An 18,202-nucleotide genomic window follows, 5' to 3' on the forward strand; every position below is an offset into this window, starting at 1 on the left:
TAAATAATTTAATAAGAACATAATCGCTAAACAAAGCGCGCTCCATAAAAGCGATGGGCTGTTCGGAAACCAAAATTTCATAATCATCGTCACCGCGGAAAGCTCCGCCGCAATGGTAATCGCCCAGCTATACCAATAATTCCAGCCTAACGCAAATCCTAACGCAGGGTCGACGAATCTCGTCGCATAGGTGCTGAACGATCCGGAAACGGGCATATAGGCAGCCATTTCGGCAAGACTTGCCATTAAAAAGTACACCATAACGCCGATGGCAATATAAGCGGCAAGCGCCCCGCCCGGTCCCGCGGCATGCACCATTCCGCCGCTGGCTAAAAACAAACCTGTGCCGATGGTGCCGCCGAGGGAAATCATCGTTAAATGGCGGGTTTTTAATTTTCGTCTTAGCCCGCTTTCGGAATGTAAAACAGCAGAAGCGGTAACCATTGATTTTGTCGATGTTTCCATCAATAAATCACTCCTTTTTATCAAATGACGAGTTTGGGAATGAACAGAATTAAGCAAAGGAATTGGGAATGCTTTTGGGTAAAAAATTTTTTATTTCACATGATTGTAAGCGCTTTCTAATTTTCGTCTATATGTTCAAATATTTGCTCCATCAACTCACCTCCTGTTTATTCAACGATGATCAAAAAGCTCTAATCAAACATTTTTATTATTTAGAAATATTGTAATTTTTAAAATAAATACCAAGAATATATTTACAAATTATTCAAAATTTATTATCATATTGTTAGCTCGAGTACCAATTCATTCCGGATTTGTTTAAACAAGCATAAAATATATTTCTAAATAAGTATCGAAATAGTCTATATTGATAGAAGTTAATAGTTTCATTGTGCTATCTAACTTTCCATAGCGAATAAAGAGCATTGATGTAGGGATCTCTGTTTTTTTAATGAGGTATATCATTTTGTGAAGCCTTTTCTTTAATAAAATAGCTAATGCGGAATTCTCTTTTAATGAACAAAGATCCATTCCTGACTTTTAGTAGTCCTATCATTTCGATAATGAAGTTTTTATGGTACATCTGAAATGAAGATCACCTCTTATTTAGTGAATTTGTGTCGTAGGCAAGGCGCTCAAACACTATTGTTCTTTATTGGAGGAAATTGGCGATGACTACCTTTTCTCGCTACACAAAAACAATTTTTATTGATGGAACGTGGCAGGACGCCAAAAGCCGAAGAACGCTTCTAGTACAAAATCCCGCAACATTGGAAGCGATTACAGAAGTTTCGCATGGGGATGAAAGAGACGCAGAGCAAGCGGTGCGTGCCGCCCGTCAAGCGTTTTCGGAATGGTCAGGGAAAACGGCAAGAGAGAGATCCCAATTTTTATACGCCACCTATGAAAAAATGAAGGAACAAAAAGAAGAACTTGCCGCTATTTTGACGTCCGAACAAGGAAAGCCACTGAAAGAGGCGCGCGCCGAAATCGATTCCGCCGCCAGCTATTTCCTTTGGTACGCGGAAGAAGCGAACCGTCTTTATGGAGAAATCATCCCTTCCTCGAACAAGCATAAACGGCTGATGGTCATCCCGCAGCCAATTGGCGTTGTCGCCGCAATCACCCCTTGGAATTTCCCGGCTTCCATGATTACGCGAAAGCTCGCGCCGGCTCTTGCCGCTGGGTGTACGGTCGTGTTGAAGCCAGCGCCGGAGACGCCGCTGACCGCGTATCGAATCGTGAAAATCCTTGAAGAAGCGGGGCTTCCTCCTGGCGTGGTCAACCTTGTCACTGGTGATGCCGTTTCGATCGGGAAGTGTTGGATGAGCCATCCAGACGTGCGTCTGATTACGTTTACTGGTTCGACCGAAGTCGGGCGTTTGTTAATGAAAGGAAGCGCGGATCAAGTGAAAAAACTGTCGCTGGAACTGGGCGGCCACGCGCCGGTGATCGTATTTGAGGACGCCGATTTGGATTTGGCGGCGGAACTGACACTGGCGAGCAAGTTCCGCAACTGTGGGCAAACGTGTATTTGCGCCAATCGCGTCTATGTGCAGCAGACGGTTTGGGACGCTTTTGTAAAAAAACTAATAGCCAAAGTACAACAGCTTTCCATTGGCAGCGGATTGGATGAAACAACCGATATCGGTCCATTGATTAACGAAGAAGCGGTAAGAAAAGTGCAAGACCATTTAGACGATGCCGTGCAAAAAGGAGCTTCCGTTCTTTATGGCGGAAAACGATGGGAAGGGGCGTATCCAGGGTATTTCTTTGAACCAACGGTGTTGGCGAACGTAACGAAAGAGATGAAAGTGATGAACGAAGAAACGTTCGGCCCGCTTCTGCCGCTGCAGCCGTTTGCCGATGAGATAGAAGTGATCCGTCAGGCGAACGATACGCCGTACGGTCTAGCTGCCTATATTTTTACCGACTCACTTCACCGCGCGTATCGTGTGATGGAGAAGCTGGAATATGGCATCGTCGGCATTAATGATGTATTCCCGGCTGTGGCCGAAGCGCCGTTTGGCGGCGTGAAGCAATCAGGGTTGGGGAAAGAAGGCGGCAAAGAAGGGATTTTCGAATTCGTCGAATTGAAATACGTATCGATGGGGATCCGATCCTTGTAACATGACGTTTTTGCCGCCACTCATGGCAAGAGCAGCGATATAAAAAATATTCATGACCGACTTCCTGGTTGCATAAGTATGATAGTGAAAAAACTGCGTAGTCTATTGCGGCGCCTTTATCGGCGATCTGCATGCGTAGACAACGGCCAGTTTCATCATCATCGTTTGATGATACTGGCCGTTTATTTTTATTTGGCCAAAACGGTTTCTGTTAGGTTGTTTACAGGTTCGTCAACTTAGGATGCTGTGGGATGAACCGATTCCTCCTACATTTTTTGAGAGGAGGGAGTTTCTTGCCATCTCCATCGAAGAAGCTTCTGCATAGAAGAAGGCGATCGCTTTCCCCTTCCACTCGATGCCTGCATCGATGGATTTCGTAAGCAACATCGGCACCCAACCGATGGGGCGGTTCAGCCCCTTCTACTACTTCTTGCATACTCAATCTGTAGATATGTTCGTTTTCAGGAATCAAAAACCTCCCGATTCATTTCTCCCTTCTCTATTTAGAGGAAGGAAACTTCTTGGGAAAAATGTTTAAATAAGCAAGCAAAAGCATAGATTAAGAGAGAAGGTATTTATTTCATACGAGGGGATAGGGATGAATATGTTTTCCGATATCGTCCGAACGATGCCTCCTTATTTATTTTCGCAGTTTCAAAAGAAGAAAGAAGAGTTGATCAAGAAGGGGATCGATGTCATTGATTTAGGAATCGGCGCTCCTGATTTACCGCCGCCGTCTTTTGTGGTGGAAAAGTTAAAAGAAGAGTTAAACGAGCCAACCAATTATACGTATTCGCCGTATGCGGGGTGCAAAGAATATCGGGAAGCGGTGGCACATTTTTACGAGCGGGAATATGGAGTACAGTTGGATCCCGATACCGAGGTGTTAGCGTTAATCGGGTCAAAGGAAGGAATTGTACATTTACTGCAGGCTATGCTCAATCCGGGAGACATGGTGTTGATTCCCGATCCAGGATATCCGGTTTACCGCACCGCTGTGCATTTCGCGCGAGGGAAAAGTGTTTATTTGCCGCTCGATGCGGAAAATGGCTATGTTCCTCTTTTTTCCAAGCTTCCTTCGCTCATTTATGAGGATGCCAAAATCATGTTTTTAAATTATCCGAGCAATCCAACGACGGCCACTGTCGGCATGGATACATTCACCGAGGCGGTCTCGCTGGCAAAAAAGCACCACATCTTCATCGTCCATGACTCCGCTTATTCGTTTGTTACTTTCCAAGGATTTAAAGCGCCAAGCATTTTACAAGTAAACGGGGCAAAGGAAGTAGCGGTCGAATTCGGTTCCTTATCGAAAAGCTACAACATGGCGGGCTGCCGCATCGGTTATATCGTCGGAAACAAAGATGTGATTAAAGCGCTTTCAATTATTAAAAGCAACACGGACACTTGCCAGTTTATTCCTATTCAAAAAGCGGCTGCGGCAGCACTGATGAGCGATCACAAGTCTGTGCAAGCAAATAACCGAATCTATGAGCAGCGAATGAATATGATGGTCGAAGCGCTGCAGGCATTGGGAATGAAAGTGCAGCGTCCGAAAGCAACATTTTTTCTATGGATTCCTATTTTCAAAGAATATTCATCCGCGCAATTTGCCGCGAAGCTGCTCGAAGAAGCGGGCGTGATTGTCACTCCAGGAACAGCGTTTGGGCCGTCGGGGGAAGGATATGTCCGATTATCCTTATCTGCGCCGATAGAGCGGCTGCGGCAGGCGGTTGAGCGGTTGAAACAAGTCAATTGGGAGGCGTAGAAACGATGAAACAGACGATCCGCAACATCACAGCGGCCAAAGCGATCGTTCATTGTCTGAAACGGGAGGGCATCTCTCACATATTTTGCGTGCCGGGAGAAAGCTATTTGCCGCTGATGGATGCCATTTTTGATGAACCTTCACTTCAACTGATTTCGGCCCGCCATGAAGGCGGCGCTTCCTTTATGGCGGAAGGCTATGCAAAAGCGTCGGGAAAACCGGGTGTTGTTCTGGCGACGCGGGGAGTCGGAGGCGCTAACTTGGCAATCGGTGTCCATACAGCAAAACAGGATTCCACGCCGATGGTCATATTGTTAGGACAGGTACACCGCCATTTCCGCGGCAGGGAAGGATTTCAGGAAGTCGATTTAGACCAGTTTTTCCAGCCGATTGCGAAATGGACCGTGGAAATTCGCGAGGCGGAACGAATACCGGAGCTGGTGCAGCGGGCGTTTCGCATCGCCCAAACGGGCAGGCCAGGACCTGTCGTCATCTCGCTTCCGGAAGATATATTTCTTCAAGATATTGGAAAAGCGGTAATTTCGGATATAGATATACCGAGACCTGCTCCAAGCGCAGAGGATGTGCGGAGCGTGCAGGAAATATTGCAAAGGGCGAAGCGGCCAGTTGTCATTGCCGGTGGAGGAGTCAAGCTAGCGAAGGCAGAACAGCTATTGCGGTTATTTGCTGAAAAATACTCCATTCCTGTGATGGCTGCTTTCCGGCGGCATGACGTGTTTCCAAACGACCATCCGCTTTATGCCGGCCATCTTGGATTAGGAACGCCCAAATCGATCACCGAAACGGTACAACAGGCCGATGTCGTGATCGCCCTTGGGACGCGATTATCGGAAGTGACGACACAAGATTATCGTTTGCTTTCGCCGGATCAGACGCTGATTCATATCGATATCGACAGCGATGTGTTAGGAAAAGTATACCCGCCGGCTGCAGCGATTGTAGCAGATTGCAAAGAGGCGCTTGCCAAACTGCTGGAAACTGCTGTAGAGCCATCTTGGGGCGATTGGGCGGCAGCGAGACGGAAACAATATGAGCAAGCATCGGCGCTTCCGGCGGAAAAACGGAACTTTAATGAAGCGATCATCGCCAGCTTGCAACAACATTTGCCAAACGATGCGATCATTACGAATGATGCTGGCAATTTCGCCGGCTGGCTTCATGTCTTTTTCCAATTTACCGAAACACAGATGTATATCGGTCCTACTTCCGGCGCGATGGGATACGGCATGCCGGCGGCGATTGGCGCTAAGCTTGCTTTTCCGGAGCGAGTCGTCGTTTCTCTATCAGGAGACGGCGGTTTTATGATGACGATGCAAGAGCTAGAAACCGCTTCTAGATATCATATTCCGATTATTAGTATCGTCTTTAATAATAGCATGTATGGAACCATCCGCATGCATCAAGAGCTTCACTTTCCAGAACGGGTCATCGGGACGGACTTAGGGCATGTTTCGTTTGCCGAATTGGCGAAATGTTTAAACGCCAACGGCATTCGCGTAGAAACAGAAGACCAATTTACTAGAGCGCTTATTCAGTCCTTTAACGAAACAAAACCAACGGTGATCGAAGTCATGACAGATCCAAACCAAATTTCCGTGACCGCGACGATCGACGAGCTGCGAAAGCGGTCGAACTCTCGGTAAACATTTGCATAATAGCCATGATAGTAAATGCATAAATTTCTTAATAGAAAAATAAATGATTAAGGAGGAATCTGGCTTGTGAAAGTATTGAATTTTATTAATGGGGAATGGAAAGCGTCGATTAGCAAACAATTTGCTCCGGTGATCAATCCGGCAAACGGCGAAACGATTGGAGAAGTAACGGTTTCGATCGAAGCGGATGTCGATGAAGCGGTAAAAGCGGCGAAAGCCGCGCAAAAAGAGTGGGCGCTCGTACCGGCGCCAAAACGGGCGGAAGTGTTATATAAAGTCGGCTATTTATTAAAAGAGAGAAAAGAACAGCTTGCTAGACTATTAACGAAGGAAATGGGAAAAGTGCTCGAGGAAGCGCGCGGGGAAGTGCAAGAAGGAATTGACATGGCGTTTTATATGGCTGGCGAAGGAAGACGGTTATTCGGCGACACGACTCCTTCGGAATTAAAAGATAAATTTGCGATGAGCGTTCGCGTGCCAGTTGGAGTTGTCGGCATCATCACTCCGTGGAATTTTCCAATTGCGATCGCAACGTGGAAATCGTTTCCGGCTATTGTTGCCGGCAATGCGGTCGTATGGAAGCCAGCGTTGGAAACACCATTTATGGCGCAGGAGCTGGCGAAAATATTCGAAGAAGCAGGATTGCCAAAAGGGGTGTTCAACGTTGTTCACGGTGACGGCCCAACGACAGGAAATGCGTTGGTAGAGCATCCGGACGTGCAAGTGATTTCCTTTACCGGGTCAAACGAAGTCGGGCGGATTATTGCCGAAAAGTGCGGCCGCCACTTGAAAAAAGTGTCGCTGGAAATGGGCGGAAAAAATGCTGTCATTGTCATGGATGACGCCGATTTATCGTTAGCGGTAGAAGGCATTTTGTGGAGCGCATTTGGTACGTCAGGACAAAGATGTACGGCATGCAGCCGTGTCATTGTTCATGAAGAGGTGAAGGAAGAATTAGAAAATAGATTGCTAGAAGCAATGAAGACATTAACGATTGGAAACGGATTGGACGAAAACGTCAAAGTCGGCCCGGTCATTAGCGACGAGGCGCTGCAAAAAATTGACCGTTATGTGCGAATCGGCAAGGAAGAAGGGGCAAAGCTATTAACCGGGGGATATATTTTGCGGGATAGAGAGTATCAAAAAGGCTATTATTATGCTCCTACTCTCTTTACGGATGTTCAACCAACGATGCGCATTGCGCGCGAAGAAATTTTCGGCCCGGTTGTCTCGATTATTTCGGTAAGCAGTTTAGAAGAAGCAATCGCTGTCAACAACAGCGTTGATTATGGATTATCGAGTTCTATTTTTACAAGAGACGTGAACAAAGTGTTTCAAGCGATGCGCGATTTAGATACAGGTATTGTCTATGTCAATGCCGGTACGACGGGGGCGGAAATTCATCTGCCGTTTGGCGGCACGAAAGGAACGGGAAACGGCCATCGCGACTCTGGCGTTGCGGCGCTTGATGTGTTTACCGAATGGAAAAGCGTTTATATTGATTTCAGCGGCAAATTGCAACGGGCGCAAATCGATATTGACGAATAATCGAATTCATCAGCGAAAGAATAAGGAGGGGCATGCCATGAAAGCGTTAGTGCTTGGGGCCGGACTGATGGGAAAAGAGGCGGCGCGTGATTTAGTGCAAAGCGAGAGCGTTTCCGCCGTAACTTTAGCCGATGTCGATCGTAAAAAGGCGGAGAAAGCTTGTCAACAATTGTATTCTAGCAAAATAGAAGCAAAGCAAGTTGATGCGGCGAATGAAAAAGAGTTGGCGGCGCTGATGCGTGAGCACGATGTTGTCATTAACGCGTTATTTTATCGTTTTAATGAAATCGTAGCGAAAACGGCGATCGAAGTTGGCGTGCATTCCGTTGATTTAGGGGGGCATATCGATCATATTACCGACAGAGTATTACAATTAAATGAAAAAGCCAAACAAGCTGGTGTTACGATCATTCCGGATTTAGGAGTCGCGCCGGGAATGATCAATATTTTGTCAGGGTACGGTGCGAGCAAATTAGACGAGTTAAAATTGATCAAACTATATGTTGGCGGAATTCCTGTACGCCCGGAGCCGCCGCTCGAATACAACCATGTATTTTCACTAGAAGGGCTGCTTGATCATTATACCGATCCATCTCTCATTATTCGCGATGGGAAAAAGCAAGAAATCCCGTCGTTATCGGAAGTGGAAACGATTTATTTTGATCAATTTGGCCCGCTGGAAGCTTTTCATACATCAGGAGGGACTTCGACGCTGTCCCATTCTTATCCGCAATTGGAATGCTTGGAATATAAAACGATCCGCTACCCTGGGCACGCAGAAAAATTTAAACTGCTCGTCGACTTGAATTTGACAAGAGACGACTACGAGGTGGAAGTAAAAGGACAAAAAGTGAAACCGCGCGACGTGCTTTTAGCGGTTTTATTGCCGCTCTTGGATTTAAAAGATAAAGAGGATGTCGTGCTATTGCGGGTCATTGTCGGCGGAGTCAAAAACGGCAAAGAGACAATTTTGGAATATGAAACGGTAACGTTTAAAGACCGCAAAAACAACGTGACAGCGATGGCACGGACTACTGCCAATACGATCTCGGTCGTCGCGCAAATGATCGGAAGCGGAGTCATTCAAAAACGGGGGGTTTATCCGCCGGAGCAAATCGTTCCAGGAGACATTTACATCAAGGAAATGGAAAAGCGGGGGGTAGTGATTAAAGAAAAACGATATGTAAAAGAATGAATAGAAGGCTGGTTTTAGGTGGAAAGTCTCCACCTAAAATCAGTCTTAATTTGTTTGCGTCAGAGAAGGTTGTTGTTTTCGGATAATTAAAAAGGCAAAGGCAATAAAGGATAAAACCATTGCGACCATAAATGGCGCTTTGTCGGAAACCGAATGACCGATAATCCCCGATAACACCGGGGCGATAGCGGCACCCATCCAGCGAACGAAGTTGTACATTCCGGAAGTAATGCCGCGTTCATACGGAGATGCCTCCATGACATAGCTTGTAAATAAAGCATTGTTTAAACCGGAAACAAGACCGGATAAAATAATGAAAGCGATCAATAACCATGTGTTTTTAGTGATAAACAATAGCAGCAAAAACACCGCAAAAACCAACAAACTATATGGCAAAATTTGTTTTGTTGTATACGTTTTTTCCAAGCGATGCGACAAAATCGCTGATCCATACGCAAGGCAAAGCCCCCATCCAAAAAAGACAAAACCAATTTGAATGGCAGAAAGCCCGATAATTAATGGCGAATAGGCAAGAACAACGAAAAAGCCATAATAATATAGCATCGCGCCGATTGCGCCTTTAAGAAAAGGCGGGAACGTTAATAAATGCTGCATTTCTTTCATGCCGACTGCTTTTCTCGGTTTTCCTTTATTCGGATCATAGACAAAAAAGACGACCAGAAGAAGTGCGATAAAAATGAAAATACTCGTTCCGATAAATGGGTATCGCCATGAGTGCTGACCGAGAAGACCGCCGACAAGCGGCCCGCCTGCCATCCCAAGGCCGATGGCTGCTTCGTAAAGGCCTACGGCAGTGTTTGCTTGCGGGGTTAAGGCAATCAATAACGTCATCGCGGTAGCAAAAAACATGGAGTTTCCAAGCCCCCATCCAGCTCGGAAAATGGATAATTGCGGAATCGTATTGGATAAGCCGCACAATAAGGAAACAACAGTAACGATACTAAGCCCGATTGCCATCATCCGTTTGTCTCCTATACGGCTAACCATCATTCCAGATGGAATCATCATGATTGCCATCGTAAAAATATATGCGGTAAATAGCATTTCTACTTGCCAATGAGTTGCTCCAATGCTTTTGGCAATGACCGGTAGAATCGGGTCGACAATGCCGATTCCCATAAATGCTAAAAATGTCGCAAACACAGTAATCCAGCGGGCGCGTGTTTGTCTTCTTTCCTCCATGATTTATCCTCTCCTCTCCTCTTCCTGCAAAATCGTTTGAACTCGCTGTTCGAGATGTTCTAGCTCATTTTTTAGTTCGAGCATTTTTTTCATCTTTTGCTCAAGCATGTCAATTTGTTTCCGAAGGATAGAAACAATATTTTGCAGTTCTTGTTTTTTTTCGTCTTGATCTACAGCGTTGCGATACTCGAAATGATGAGACTCGATCGCCTTTTTCAATGTCAAAAAATGGTGCAGTTCTTGCAGCGAAAATCCTAGTACCTCGCGGGCAGCAATCACTTTTTTTAATTGTTCAACATCTTCTTTAGTATAAAGACGCGTCCCTTTTTCGCTGCGTTCGGGGGGCTTAATGAGGCCGATTTCTTCATAGTAGCGGATCGTCCGTTTTGTTAATCCTGTTTCTTTGGCGACGTCGTCAATTTTGAATCGCTGCATCCTCGTTCCTCACACTCCGTTTACTTATGCATAAAGGTTGCCGCTATAAATATAACATTAACGTTAACGTTAGATTTCGTCAATAAGCAATAGACTGTATTTAGAAAAATATAGTAAAAAAAGAGCAACGATATTGCAACGGACGCAAAAAAGCGACTATCCCTTTATTGTTGAAGAGGGATAGCCGCTTTTAAAGGCAAACTATTCGGTTTTCCGCTTTTGCTTTAACACCTCTTTTACCGCCGCTTCGATTTCCTGATAGCTCGTACAGCGGCAAATGTTGGATTCGAGCCATTCTTGAATGGTGGCGTCATCGGCGTCAGGTTTTGTTTCCGTCAAGGCGTAAGCATTCATAATAAAGCCGGGGGTGCAGTAGCCGCACTGGAAGGCAAAATGTTCGACAAACGCCCGCTGAATCGGCGTGTTATGAAGTCCTTCGATCGTAGTAATCTCCTTTCCGACCGTTTCGATGGCAAGCATCATGCACGATTTGATTGGCGTTCCGTCGACCAACACGGTGCAGGCGCCGCAATCGCCGTTTAAACAGCCAGGTTTTGCCCCAGTGAGACCAAGTTCGTTACGGAGAACAAATAGCAATGTATCTCCTTGGCGAGCGACGACAGATTTTGTTTCCCCATTCACTAGCAACTGCATTTCACATTTGGTTGAGGATTCCATTTGCTTACTCCCCTCCCAGCTCGTCGATCATATCGAAAAGCATTTGTTTGAGAACAAACAGACGGTACGCTGCCGATCCCTCAATATCGTCTAAAATTGGACGCGGCAGAGCTCGGATCGCTCCCTCAATGCGGTCATGTAAGGGGAGATGGCGTGCATTTAACCGCTCTTCCATCTCTTTCGAACGGAATGGAAATGGGCATACGCCGCTTAATGCCACACGGATTTGCCCGTCTTTTTTGATGGCGGCGGCAGTGACAAGCGGGTATCCGACTTTACCTTGTTTGCGGCGCTTGCGATGGAAATGGGGCAGCGATGCGCAGGAGCGGTCGACTTTCATTTGTACGAGAAATTGTCCGGGTTTTAACCGAATGTGCTGTAAAAAGACGTCATGAATGCTGCACTGTTTTACACCGTCTTTCCCGGCAATGACTGCTTGACTGTCAGAAAGCAGAAGCGGCAATACCGTTTCGCGATAAAAAATTTGCCCGCAAATATTGCCGCCAAGGGTGATTTGGTTGCGCGCCGTTCGGTCGGCGACTTCGCGCGCCGCTTTCGTCAAGAGCGGAAATGGATTGGCCTCTTCTAATGTGGTCAGCGGCAATGCCGACCCGAGCACGAGTTCGTGCGGATTGAATTCCAGCGTACGGCATTCGGGAATATGTTTAATGTCAATGACCGCGTCGGCAGCAACAAGATGGAGGCGGGAGAGCGTAATAATTTCCGTTCCGCCCCCATAATAGAGCGGTTTTTTGCCTTGCTGCTGCAAGGTGTCAAACAGATGCACCGCTTCTTCAATGGAGCGAGGGCGATGATAAGTAATCTCAAATGGAATCATGGCTGTCACCTTTCTTTTTCCGCCAAATCAGCTCAGGGATCAGCGGCAGTTCATTGAGCGGCACTTCGGCGGCGAGCGACAAAGCGTTTGCCAATGCAGCCGGCATGCCGATCAGCCCGTGTTCGCCGGCGCCGCGCGCCCCGTATGGCGCATCGATTTGCGGCGTTTCGATAAACTCCACAATATATTCCGGATGTTCGCCGAAGCGAATGGGCCGATAAGTGCGCAATTGTGGGTTTAGCACACGTTCGTAGCGATCGAATAAAAACGTTTCACGGCTCGCAAAACTCAGTCCCATGCTCATTGCTCCCATCGCCTGCCCAAGTGCGGCTTTCGGGTTGAGAACTTTGCCGATATCAATGACAGCGAACGCTTTGAGGATTTTATACGTGTAGTCGCGGCGGTTGAATTCAATTTCCACTCCTTCCGCGCCGACCGTCCATTCCGGTCCCGGTTTGCCCGCGCCCGTTTCTTTGTCGAGCGGGGTCATGTGGCGCAAAATATAGTTTCCCCGTCCGATGATTTGCCCGCCGATCGCATTGCCGTTTGGATATTTGTAGCCGTAGGCGATGTCTTTAACCGGAACATAGATGCTAGGATCATCGCGCAAAAATACTTTTCCGTAGCCAACTTCTAAATCTTCCACCGATGCACGGAGCACGCAAGACGCGATCGCTTTTAACTGGCGGATGGCATCGTCTGCCGCTGCGAGCGCCGCCCTGCCCGACATAAAGGTGCCTCGGCTTCCGACCGTTTTCCAATGTTCGGGGGTCGTTTGCGTATCGATGTCCATTTTGACGTAGACATCGTTAACGTCCATTTTTAATTTCTCGGCAACGATTTGGGCAAGGATCGTTTTCGTTCCGGTTCCGATTTCAACCACTCCAGAGATGACATTGACGCTTCCATCAGGATTAAATGTTAAAATGACGCCGGAGCTGGCATCGGGGTCAATCGTGGACGTCTTCCACGCGCAGCTGATGCCTTTTGCCCGTACGGTATAAGCATCGATTTCGATGCGTTGCCATTCGTCCCATTCCATTAGCTCGCGTAAACGATCGAGGCAAGCTGGCAAATTGCCGACGTTGCTGCGGTTTAACAGCACTTGCGTTGGGGTAGTATGGCCGGGGCGAATCGCGTTTTTGCGCCGCAATTCCCATTTGTCCATGCCTAACTTTTCGGCAAGCAAGTCCATGGCCCGTTCGATGGCGAATGCTTGCTCGCTATGGCCAAAGCCGCGGAATGGGGTGGCATATGGATGATTCGTATAGACGCATAACGAATCACACCAAACGTTTTCGATATGGTACGGTCCGGTGCAGTCAACGGCGGCGGCGCGGCTGACATCGATCGCTTTATCGGAATAGGCGCCGCCGTCAAATAAAAACAGGATTTCCGCCGCTTTGATATAGCCGTCTTTTGTGGCGCCAAGCTTGACGGTGGCTTCCAGACCGATATGGACCGGAGAGGTGATCATATCTTCTTCTCTTGTATTCCAGACGCTGACCTTTCTTCCCCCCACCGCTTTCGATGCCAGATAGGCGAGAAGCTCGAGCTGCACAGGCGCTTTTCCGCCGTACGCTCCGCCGACAAGCGGAGTATGGACGATAATGTTGCCAACATCCTCTCCAAAATAGGTGCTGATGAGCCGTTTAATCATAAATGGGGACTGGGAGGAAGCGGAAATGATAATATGGCCATCTGGAAGGATTTCCGCAGTGGCGCATCTCGTTTCCATTGCCACGTGGTCGGAAGGGGAAAAGGCCACGCTCGTTTCCACAACGACGTCGCTTTCCGCCCAGCCTTGTTCTATATTGCCTTTGCGGATTTTGGTGCGATGGGCGATGTTTGTGTTCGGTTCGGGATAGGTATGCTCGTTCTTTTGGTAGCTTTCTAGCTGTTCATGGATAAGGGGGGCCCCTTTTTTTAGCGCTTCGCTTGGCTTGCCGACGGCAGGAAGAGGTTCATAGACGACATGAACAAGGTTGGCCGCTTTTTCTGCATGCACAAGTGTATCGGCGACGACGAGGGCAACGACTTCGCCATGATAGCGCACTTTATCAAAGGCGATGGGAGGACGGTCGCGCAAGTCTTCTCCTGTCAGCGGCAGCCCTTCGCCGGTGATGATCGCGCGCACACCGGGAAGGGAGCGCGCTTTTTCGGTATCGATCGCGTGAATGCGCGCATGGGCGTACGGACTGGTAACGAGTTTGGCGTGGAGCATGCCTTTTTCTTTGAAATCGTTCGTGTATTTGGCTCTTCCGGTCACTTTGTCCCATGCTTCTTTGCGGATGACGCTTTTACCGATAGCCATCGAATCCCTCCTTTTTTCGCTTTGTTTGATGGCATGTAGATAGTCCTCTTTTGTATCGATATCGAAAAATATCTTTTCTGTGGTGCTTTCTTGCGTGATGCCTTTCCATCTGCTTTGGTTGCGGAGGAGTTTTCGTGCTCCTTCGTTGCCGTCAAGAAGCAGTAAATCGAAAAAAGAAACGAGCGGTTTTGCATCCGAGTTGCGCCGAAAATCACGAGGTGCGGCTTTGGCCATTAATGTTTGATGTAAAATCGGATGCCGGATGGTGTGCATGCCGTTTTTGCCCTGGAAAAGCGGTGCGGCATCAAGCAAACTTTTTAACTTCGACGGAATTTCGCCGCAAAACCCGCCAAAACGTCTGCCGCTTTCACTAAAAAATAAAAAATTTTCCCGTCCGTCCGTTTTATGTGGTAAAGCGGTTGTTTAGTATGACGACGTTAGTTCACATATAGAGAAAATCAATAAGTAGATTGCAATTGAACTGAGTGTATGATCATTAAGGAGGAAATTATTTTGCTTCTAAATTTCACCGGAGAAATAGGCTCTGTTATCATTGTATTCTTTTGGAAAATAGCGATGACTGAAAAATAAAGAAGCTAGCGTTTCATCATCTCGAAACGCTAGCTTCTTTCCACATCTGGATCATTTTTTCTTTTCCGCTTATTTAACCGTCCCGCTTGTTTGGCGGCTTCACGCAACAAAAATTCAATATGGGCGTTGACGCTGCGGAACTCGTCTTGCGCCCACTGTTCAATGACTTCATACAGAGCTGGGTCAATGCGAAGAGGGAAATTTTTCTTTTTTGCCATAGCACTCCACAACCGTTAATATAGACTGCCAGTGTTAATGACCGGCTGGGTCGCCCGTTCCGAAACAATGGCAACCATTAAGTTGTTGACCATATTGGCTTTTCGTTCATCATCTAACTCCAAAATTCCCTCTTTGTCAAGCTGCTCGATCGCCATTTGCGCCATGGAGACCGCGCCTTCGACGATTTTTTTTCGCGCTGCTAAAATAGCGGCCGCTTGTTGGCGCTGAAGCATGGCGCTGGCGATTTCCGGAGAGTAGGCAAGATGGGTAAGGCGTGCTTCCATCACTTCCACTCCCGCCACTCGCAGCCGCTCCTGCAGTTCGGCAGCGAGCACATCGGAAATGACATCGGCGTTTCCGCGCAGTGTAATTTCATCTTCATCGCCGAATGTATCGTACGGGTATTTCGTCGCTACATGACGAATTGCCGCCTCGCTTTGAATCTCGACAAACTCTTCGTAATGATCGACGTCAAACACCGCTTTGGCAGAATCAATGACGCGGAATACAATCACGGCGGCAATTTCGATTGGGTTTCCTTGTACATCGTTCACTTTCAGCTTGCTGCTCGTAAAGTTGCGCACGCGCATGGAAACGTTTTGACGGATGGTGAGCGGGACGGTGAGAAATAACCCGCTGTCGCGAATCGTCCCTAAATAGCGGCCAAAGAAAATGACTACCTTTGCCTGATTTGGCTGCACGATCGTAACGCCGGTAGCGAAAACGGCCGCGACGACAAGGAGTAGAGCGGCAACAACGATTTGTTCATGCAATACGCTTAGCAACGCTGCGGCAGCGAGGGCGGCGATGCATACAATCCCGATAAATCCATTCATATACCATGTTTTTGTTTCTTTCATTTACTTCGCCCCTCTTTAATATCTAATTTATATTAAAATGATATCACTTTTTGAAATAAATGTAAATATTTTATTTCCTTTATTCTAATAATTTGCTAACACATCAACTTGTTAAAATATGGTAAAAATAAATTGACAAAACGAGAAAATAAACGATACAATATTTTTAGAAAATTAAAACAAAAAAGGTGCATGACCACATGCTAAAAGAAGCAAAAGCGCGGATCGGACGGAACGCCATATTGCTGGCGATGTTCGACGGAGAAGAAGAACTGGAGATCACAAGGCATTTAGATTATTTATCATGGCGTTATTGTAAAGGAAAAGTCGGCTCGATGGAGCTGCAAAAAATTGTCGCTGCGATTGAAACAGCGGCAAAGCGCACCCATGTTGTTGACGGTGAGCTGTATCGGGAAATGCACGCGCTCTATCATGCGGTTGTCGAGGCAGTGCAAGGAGTAACGAGGGGGCAAGTGGAGCTAGGAGATTTAATGAGAACGGTCGGCCTTCGTTTCGCTGTTGTCAGAGGGACGCCGTATGAAAATGCGGCGGAAGGAGAATGGATTGCTGTTGCTTTATACGGGACGATCGGCGCGCCGATTCGCGGGTTGGAGCACGAGACGGTCGGATTAGGAATCAATCATATATAAAGCCTATAGCGATGAGTTTAGTAGGAGGCTGAATGCTGTGTCGTTCAAATTCACAGCGGCAGCCTCCTTTTTGATTTTTACGAAAAAAGGAGCGGAGATAAAATGGTCGTATTAACGGGAAACACATTGACGATCGAAGAAGTGAAGAGAGTTCTTTATCATAACGAACTCGTCATTGCCTCAGAAGAAAGAATGAAGGCGGTGGAAAAGAGCCGGAAAGCAGTCGAAGACATTGTCGCAAAACAGCAAATCGTTTATGGCATTAATACCGGGTTTGGCAAGTTTAGCGATGTGCTGATTGACGCCAACGACGTCGAACAGCTGCAAGTCAATTTAATTCATTCGCACGCATGCGGAGTCGGTGAGCCGTTTCCGGAAGAGGTGTCGCGAGCGATGCTTTTGTTGCGGGCGAATGCGTTATTAAAAGGGTACTCGGGAGTTCGGCCAATCGTGATTGAACGGCTGCTCGATTTGCTTAACGCGCGCATTCATCCCGTCATTCCGCAGCAAGGTTCGCTCGGGGCCAGCGGAGACTTGGCGCCGCTTGCCCATTTAGCTCTTGTGTTAGCAGGGGAGGGAGAAGTGTTTTATCACGGCAGGCGAATGACGGCGTTTGAAGCGATGGCGAAAGAAGGAATTGCGCCAATTGTGCTAAAAGCAAAAGAAGGGCTGGCGTTGATTAACGGAACACAGGCGATGACGGCCATGGGAGTGGTGGCTTATATCGAAGCGGAGAAGCTGGCGTATGAAAGCGAGCTGATTGCTGCGATGACGATGGAAGGGCTGCGCGGCATTATTGATGCATTGGATGAACGGATTCATGTTGCCCGTGGATTTTCGCAGCAAATCGACGTCGCTATGCGTATCCGAGGTTATTTGGCCGGCAGCCAGCTGGTGACGAAACAAGGGGAATTGCGCGTGCAGGATGCGTATTCGCTCCGCTGCATTCCACAAGTGCATGGGGCATCGTGGCAGGCGCTCGAGTACGTTAAAGAAAAACTGGAAATCGAGATCAACGCGGCCACCGATAATCCGCTTATTTTTGACGATGGCTCCGCTGTTATTTCGGGTGGAAACTTTCATGGACAGCCAATTGCTTTGGCGATGGATTTTATGAAAATTGCCGTAGCGGAACTGGCCAACATATCGGAACGGCGCATTGAGCGTCTTGTCAACCCGCAGCTAAATGATCTACCGCCGTTTTTAAGCCCACAGCCCGGTCTGCAGTCGGGCGCGATGATTATGCAGTATGTAGCGGCATCGCTCGTCTCGGAAAACAAAACGCTCGCTCATCCGGCCAGCGTCGATTCGATTCCATCGTCGGCCAACCAAGAAGATCATGTCAGTATGGGGACGATTGCAGCGCGCCACGCTTATGCGATTGTGCAAAATGCAAGACGGGTGCTAGCCATTGAATTGATTTGCGCATTGCAGGCGGTCGAGTACCGCGGCGTAGAAAAAATGGCGGCAAAAACGCGGCAGCTTTACGAAGAAGCGCGCAACATCGTACCATCGATTACCCATGACCGTGTATTTTCCGGTGACATCGAAGCTATCGCGCAATGGCTAAAGCAGATGGATGAGACGTTTTGGCAAAAGGAAAATCAGTATTCGTAAAGAACAGGAATGGCAA

General features: G+C 47.5%; 17 protein-coding genes. 8 read left to right on the forward strand and 9 right to left on the reverse strand.

Translation table 11 applies throughout. The features are described from left to right. Positions 1–465: amino acid permease (locus HT574_RS16575; RefSeq protein WP_175245452.1), on the reverse strand; the 465-nt coding region annotated here is incomplete at its 3' end. Between the two features lie 671 nt (positions 466–1,136). Between HT574_RS16575 and HT574_RS16580 the strand changes: the two genes are divergently transcribed. Further along, positions 1,137–2,594, forward strand: a complete 1,458-nt coding sequence (locus HT574_RS16580; RefSeq protein WP_175245453.1) for an NAD-dependent succinate-semialdehyde dehydrogenase — start codon at positions 1,137–1,139, stop codon at positions 2,592–2,594. 231 nt (positions 2,595–2,825) lie between these two features. Here HT574_RS16580 and HT574_RS16585 read toward each other — a convergent pair whose 3' ends face one another. Beyond that, positions 2,826–2,981 (reverse strand): hypothetical protein, encoded by a 156-nt coding sequence (locus HT574_RS16585; protein ID WP_175245454.1) that lies wholly within the window; start codon positions 2,979–2,981, stop codon positions 2,826–2,828. A gap of 211 nt (positions 2,982–3,192) precedes the next feature. Between HT574_RS16585 and HT574_RS16590 the strand changes: the two genes are divergently transcribed. From HT574_RS16590 to HT574_RS16605, 4 genes are all read left to right on the forward strand, one after another. After that, positions 3,193–4,362 carry an LL-diaminopimelate aminotransferase gene (locus tag HT574_RS16590; RefSeq protein ID WP_175245455.1) on the forward strand — a complete coding sequence of 390 codons (1,170 nt, stop codon included), beginning with the start codon at positions 3,193–3,195 and terminating at the stop codon, positions 4,360–4,362. A gap of 5 nt (positions 4,363–4,367) precedes the next feature. After that, positions 4,368–6,026: a thiamine pyrophosphate-binding protein gene (locus tag HT574_RS16595; RefSeq protein WP_175245456.1), complete on the forward strand. Its 1,659-nt coding sequence runs from the start codon at positions 4,368–4,370 to the stop codon at positions 6,024–6,026. A gap of 78 nt (positions 6,027–6,104) precedes the next feature. Beyond that, complete coding sequence (locus HT574_RS16600) at positions 6,105–7,586, forward strand: aldehyde dehydrogenase family protein (protein WP_175245457.1); 1,482 nt, start codon at positions 6,105–6,107, stop codon at positions 7,584–7,586. Continuing rightward, complete coding sequence (locus HT574_RS16605; RefSeq protein WP_256411269.1) at positions 7,507–8,781, forward strand: saccharopine dehydrogenase family protein; 1,275 nt, start codon at positions 7,507–7,509, stop codon at positions 8,779–8,781. The genes HT574_RS16600 and HT574_RS16605 overlap by 80 nt, the downstream gene beginning before the upstream one ends. Positions 8,782–8,826: 45 nt before the next feature. Here HT574_RS16605 and HT574_RS16610 read toward each other — a convergent pair whose 3' ends face one another. From HT574_RS16610 to HT574_RS16630, 5 genes are all read right to left on the reverse strand, one after another. Continuing rightward, a complete protein-coding gene (locus tag HT574_RS16610; protein WP_017436128.1) occupies positions 8,827–9,984 on the reverse strand; it encodes an MFS transporter in 1,158 nt (385 codons plus the stop codon). 3 nt (positions 9,985–9,987) lie between these two features. Continuing rightward, positions 9,988–10,419 (reverse strand): MerR family transcriptional regulator, encoded by a 432-nt coding sequence (locus tag HT574_RS16615; RefSeq protein ID WP_175245459.1) that lies wholly within the window; start codon positions 10,417–10,419, stop codon positions 9,988–9,990. A gap of 201 nt (positions 10,420–10,620) precedes the next feature. After that, on the reverse strand, positions 10,621–11,097 hold the full coding sequence (locus tag HT574_RS16620) for a (2Fe-2S)-binding protein (RefSeq protein ID WP_175245460.1): 477 nt from the start codon (positions 11,095–11,097) through the stop codon (positions 10,621–10,623). 4 nt (positions 11,098–11,101) lie between these two features. After that, the gene (locus tag HT574_RS16625) at positions 11,102–11,935 is read right to left on the reverse strand and encodes an FAD binding domain-containing protein (protein WP_061580448.1); all 834 of its coding nucleotides are present in this window, start codon (positions 11,933–11,935) and stop codon (positions 11,102–11,104) included. Then, positions 11,922–14,249, reverse strand: a complete 2,328-nt coding sequence (locus HT574_RS16630; protein ID WP_175245461.1) for a xanthine dehydrogenase family protein molybdopterin-binding subunit — start codon at positions 14,247–14,249, stop codon at positions 11,922–11,924. The genes HT574_RS16625 and HT574_RS16630 overlap by 14 nt, the downstream gene beginning before the upstream one ends. A gap of 134 nt (positions 14,250–14,383) precedes the next feature. Between HT574_RS16630 and HT574_RS16635 the strand changes: the two genes are divergently transcribed. Then, on the forward strand, positions 14,384–14,623 hold the full coding sequence (locus HT574_RS16635; protein ID WP_175245462.1) for a hypothetical protein: 240 nt from the start codon (positions 14,384–14,386) through the stop codon (positions 14,621–14,623). Between the two features lie 246 nt (positions 14,624–14,869). On the opposite strand, the gene HT574_RS16640 is transcribed toward HT574_RS16635, so the two are convergent. After that, on the reverse strand, positions 14,870–15,058 hold the full coding sequence (locus HT574_RS16640; RefSeq protein WP_017436119.1) for a type II toxin-antitoxin system antitoxin: 189 nt from the start codon (positions 15,056–15,058) through the stop codon (positions 14,870–14,872). Between the two features lie 15 nt (positions 15,059–15,073). Beyond that, complete coding sequence (locus HT574_RS16645; protein ID WP_175245463.1) at positions 15,074–15,919, reverse strand: SPFH domain-containing protein; 846 nt, start codon at positions 15,917–15,919, stop codon at positions 15,074–15,076. Between the two features lie 200 nt (positions 15,920–16,119). Between HT574_RS16645 and hutP the strand changes: the two genes are divergently transcribed. Both hutP and hutH read left to right on the forward strand, forming a co-directional pair. Beyond that, positions 16,120–16,569 (forward strand): histidine utilization transcription antiterminator HutP, encoded by a 450-nt coding sequence (hutP, locus tag HT574_RS16650; RefSeq protein ID WP_175245464.1) that lies wholly within the window; start codon positions 16,120–16,122, stop codon positions 16,567–16,569. A gap of 102 nt (positions 16,570–16,671) precedes the next feature. Continuing rightward, the gene (hutH, locus tag HT574_RS16655; protein WP_175245465.1) at positions 16,672–18,186 is read left to right on the forward strand and encodes a histidine ammonia-lyase; all 1,515 of its coding nucleotides are present in this window, start codon (positions 16,672–16,674) and stop codon (positions 18,184–18,186) included. Positions 18,187–18,202 lie beyond the last annotated feature (16 nt).

Origin of the sequence: Parageobacillus sp. VR-IP (genome assembly GCF_013357975.1) — a bacterium.
Classification (GTDB): Bacteria; Bacillota; Bacilli; order Bacillales; family Anoxybacillaceae; genus Saccharococcus; species Saccharococcus caldoxylosilyticus.

Bases quoted from the DNA above. Each gene is read 5' to 3' on its own strand.
- HT574_RS16585 (WP_175245454.1), bottom strand. From the start codon at position 2,981: ATGTTGCTTACGAAATCCATCGATGCAGGCATCGAGTGGAAGGGGAAA.
- HT574_RS16620 (WP_175245460.1), bottom strand. From the start codon at position 11,097: ATGGAATCCTCAACCAAATGTGAAATGCAGTTGCTAGTGAATGGGGAA.
- HT574_RS16595 (WP_175245456.1), top strand. From the start codon at position 4,368: ATGAAACAGACGATCCGCAACATCACAGCGGCCAAAGCGATCGTTCAT.
- HT574_RS16580 (WP_175245453.1), top strand. From the start codon at position 1,137: ATGACTACCTTTTCTCGCTACACAAAAACAATTTTTATTGATGGAACG.
- HT574_RS16640 (WP_017436119.1), bottom strand. From the start codon at position 15,058: ATGGCAAAAAAGAAAAATTTCCCTCTTCGCATTGACCCAGCTCTGTAT.
- HT574_RS16625 (WP_061580448.1), bottom strand. From the start codon at position 11,935: ATGATTCCATTTGAGATTACTTATCATCGCCCTCGCTCCATTGAAGAA.
- HT574_RS16605 (WP_256411269.1), top strand. From the start codon at position 7,507: ATGTGTTTACCGAATGGAAAAGCGTTTATATTGATTTCAGCGGCAAAT.
- hutP (WP_175245464.1), top strand. From the start codon at position 16,120: ATGCTAAAAGAAGCAAAAGCGCGGATCGGACGGAACGCCATATTGCTG.
- HT574_RS16590 (WP_175245455.1), top strand. From the start codon at position 3,193: ATGAATATGTTTTCCGATATCGTCCGAACGATGCCTCCTTATTTATTT.
- HT574_RS16645 (WP_175245463.1), bottom strand. From the start codon at position 15,919: ATGAAAGAAACAAAAACATGGTATATGAATGGATTTATCGGGATTGTA.
- hutH (WP_175245465.1), top strand. From the start codon at position 16,672: ATGGTCGTATTAACGGGAAACACATTGACGATCGAAGAAGTGAAGAGA.
- HT574_RS16630 (WP_175245461.1), bottom strand. From the start codon at position 14,249: ATGGCTATCGGTAAAAGCGTCATCCGCAAAGAAGCATGGGACAAAGTG.
- HT574_RS16615 (WP_175245459.1), bottom strand. From the start codon at position 10,419: ATGCAGCGATTCAAAATTGACGACGTCGCCAAAGAAACAGGATTAACA.
- HT574_RS16610 (WP_017436128.1), bottom strand. From the start codon at position 9,984: ATGGAGGAAAGAAGACAAACACGCGCCCGCTGGATTACTGTGTTTGCG.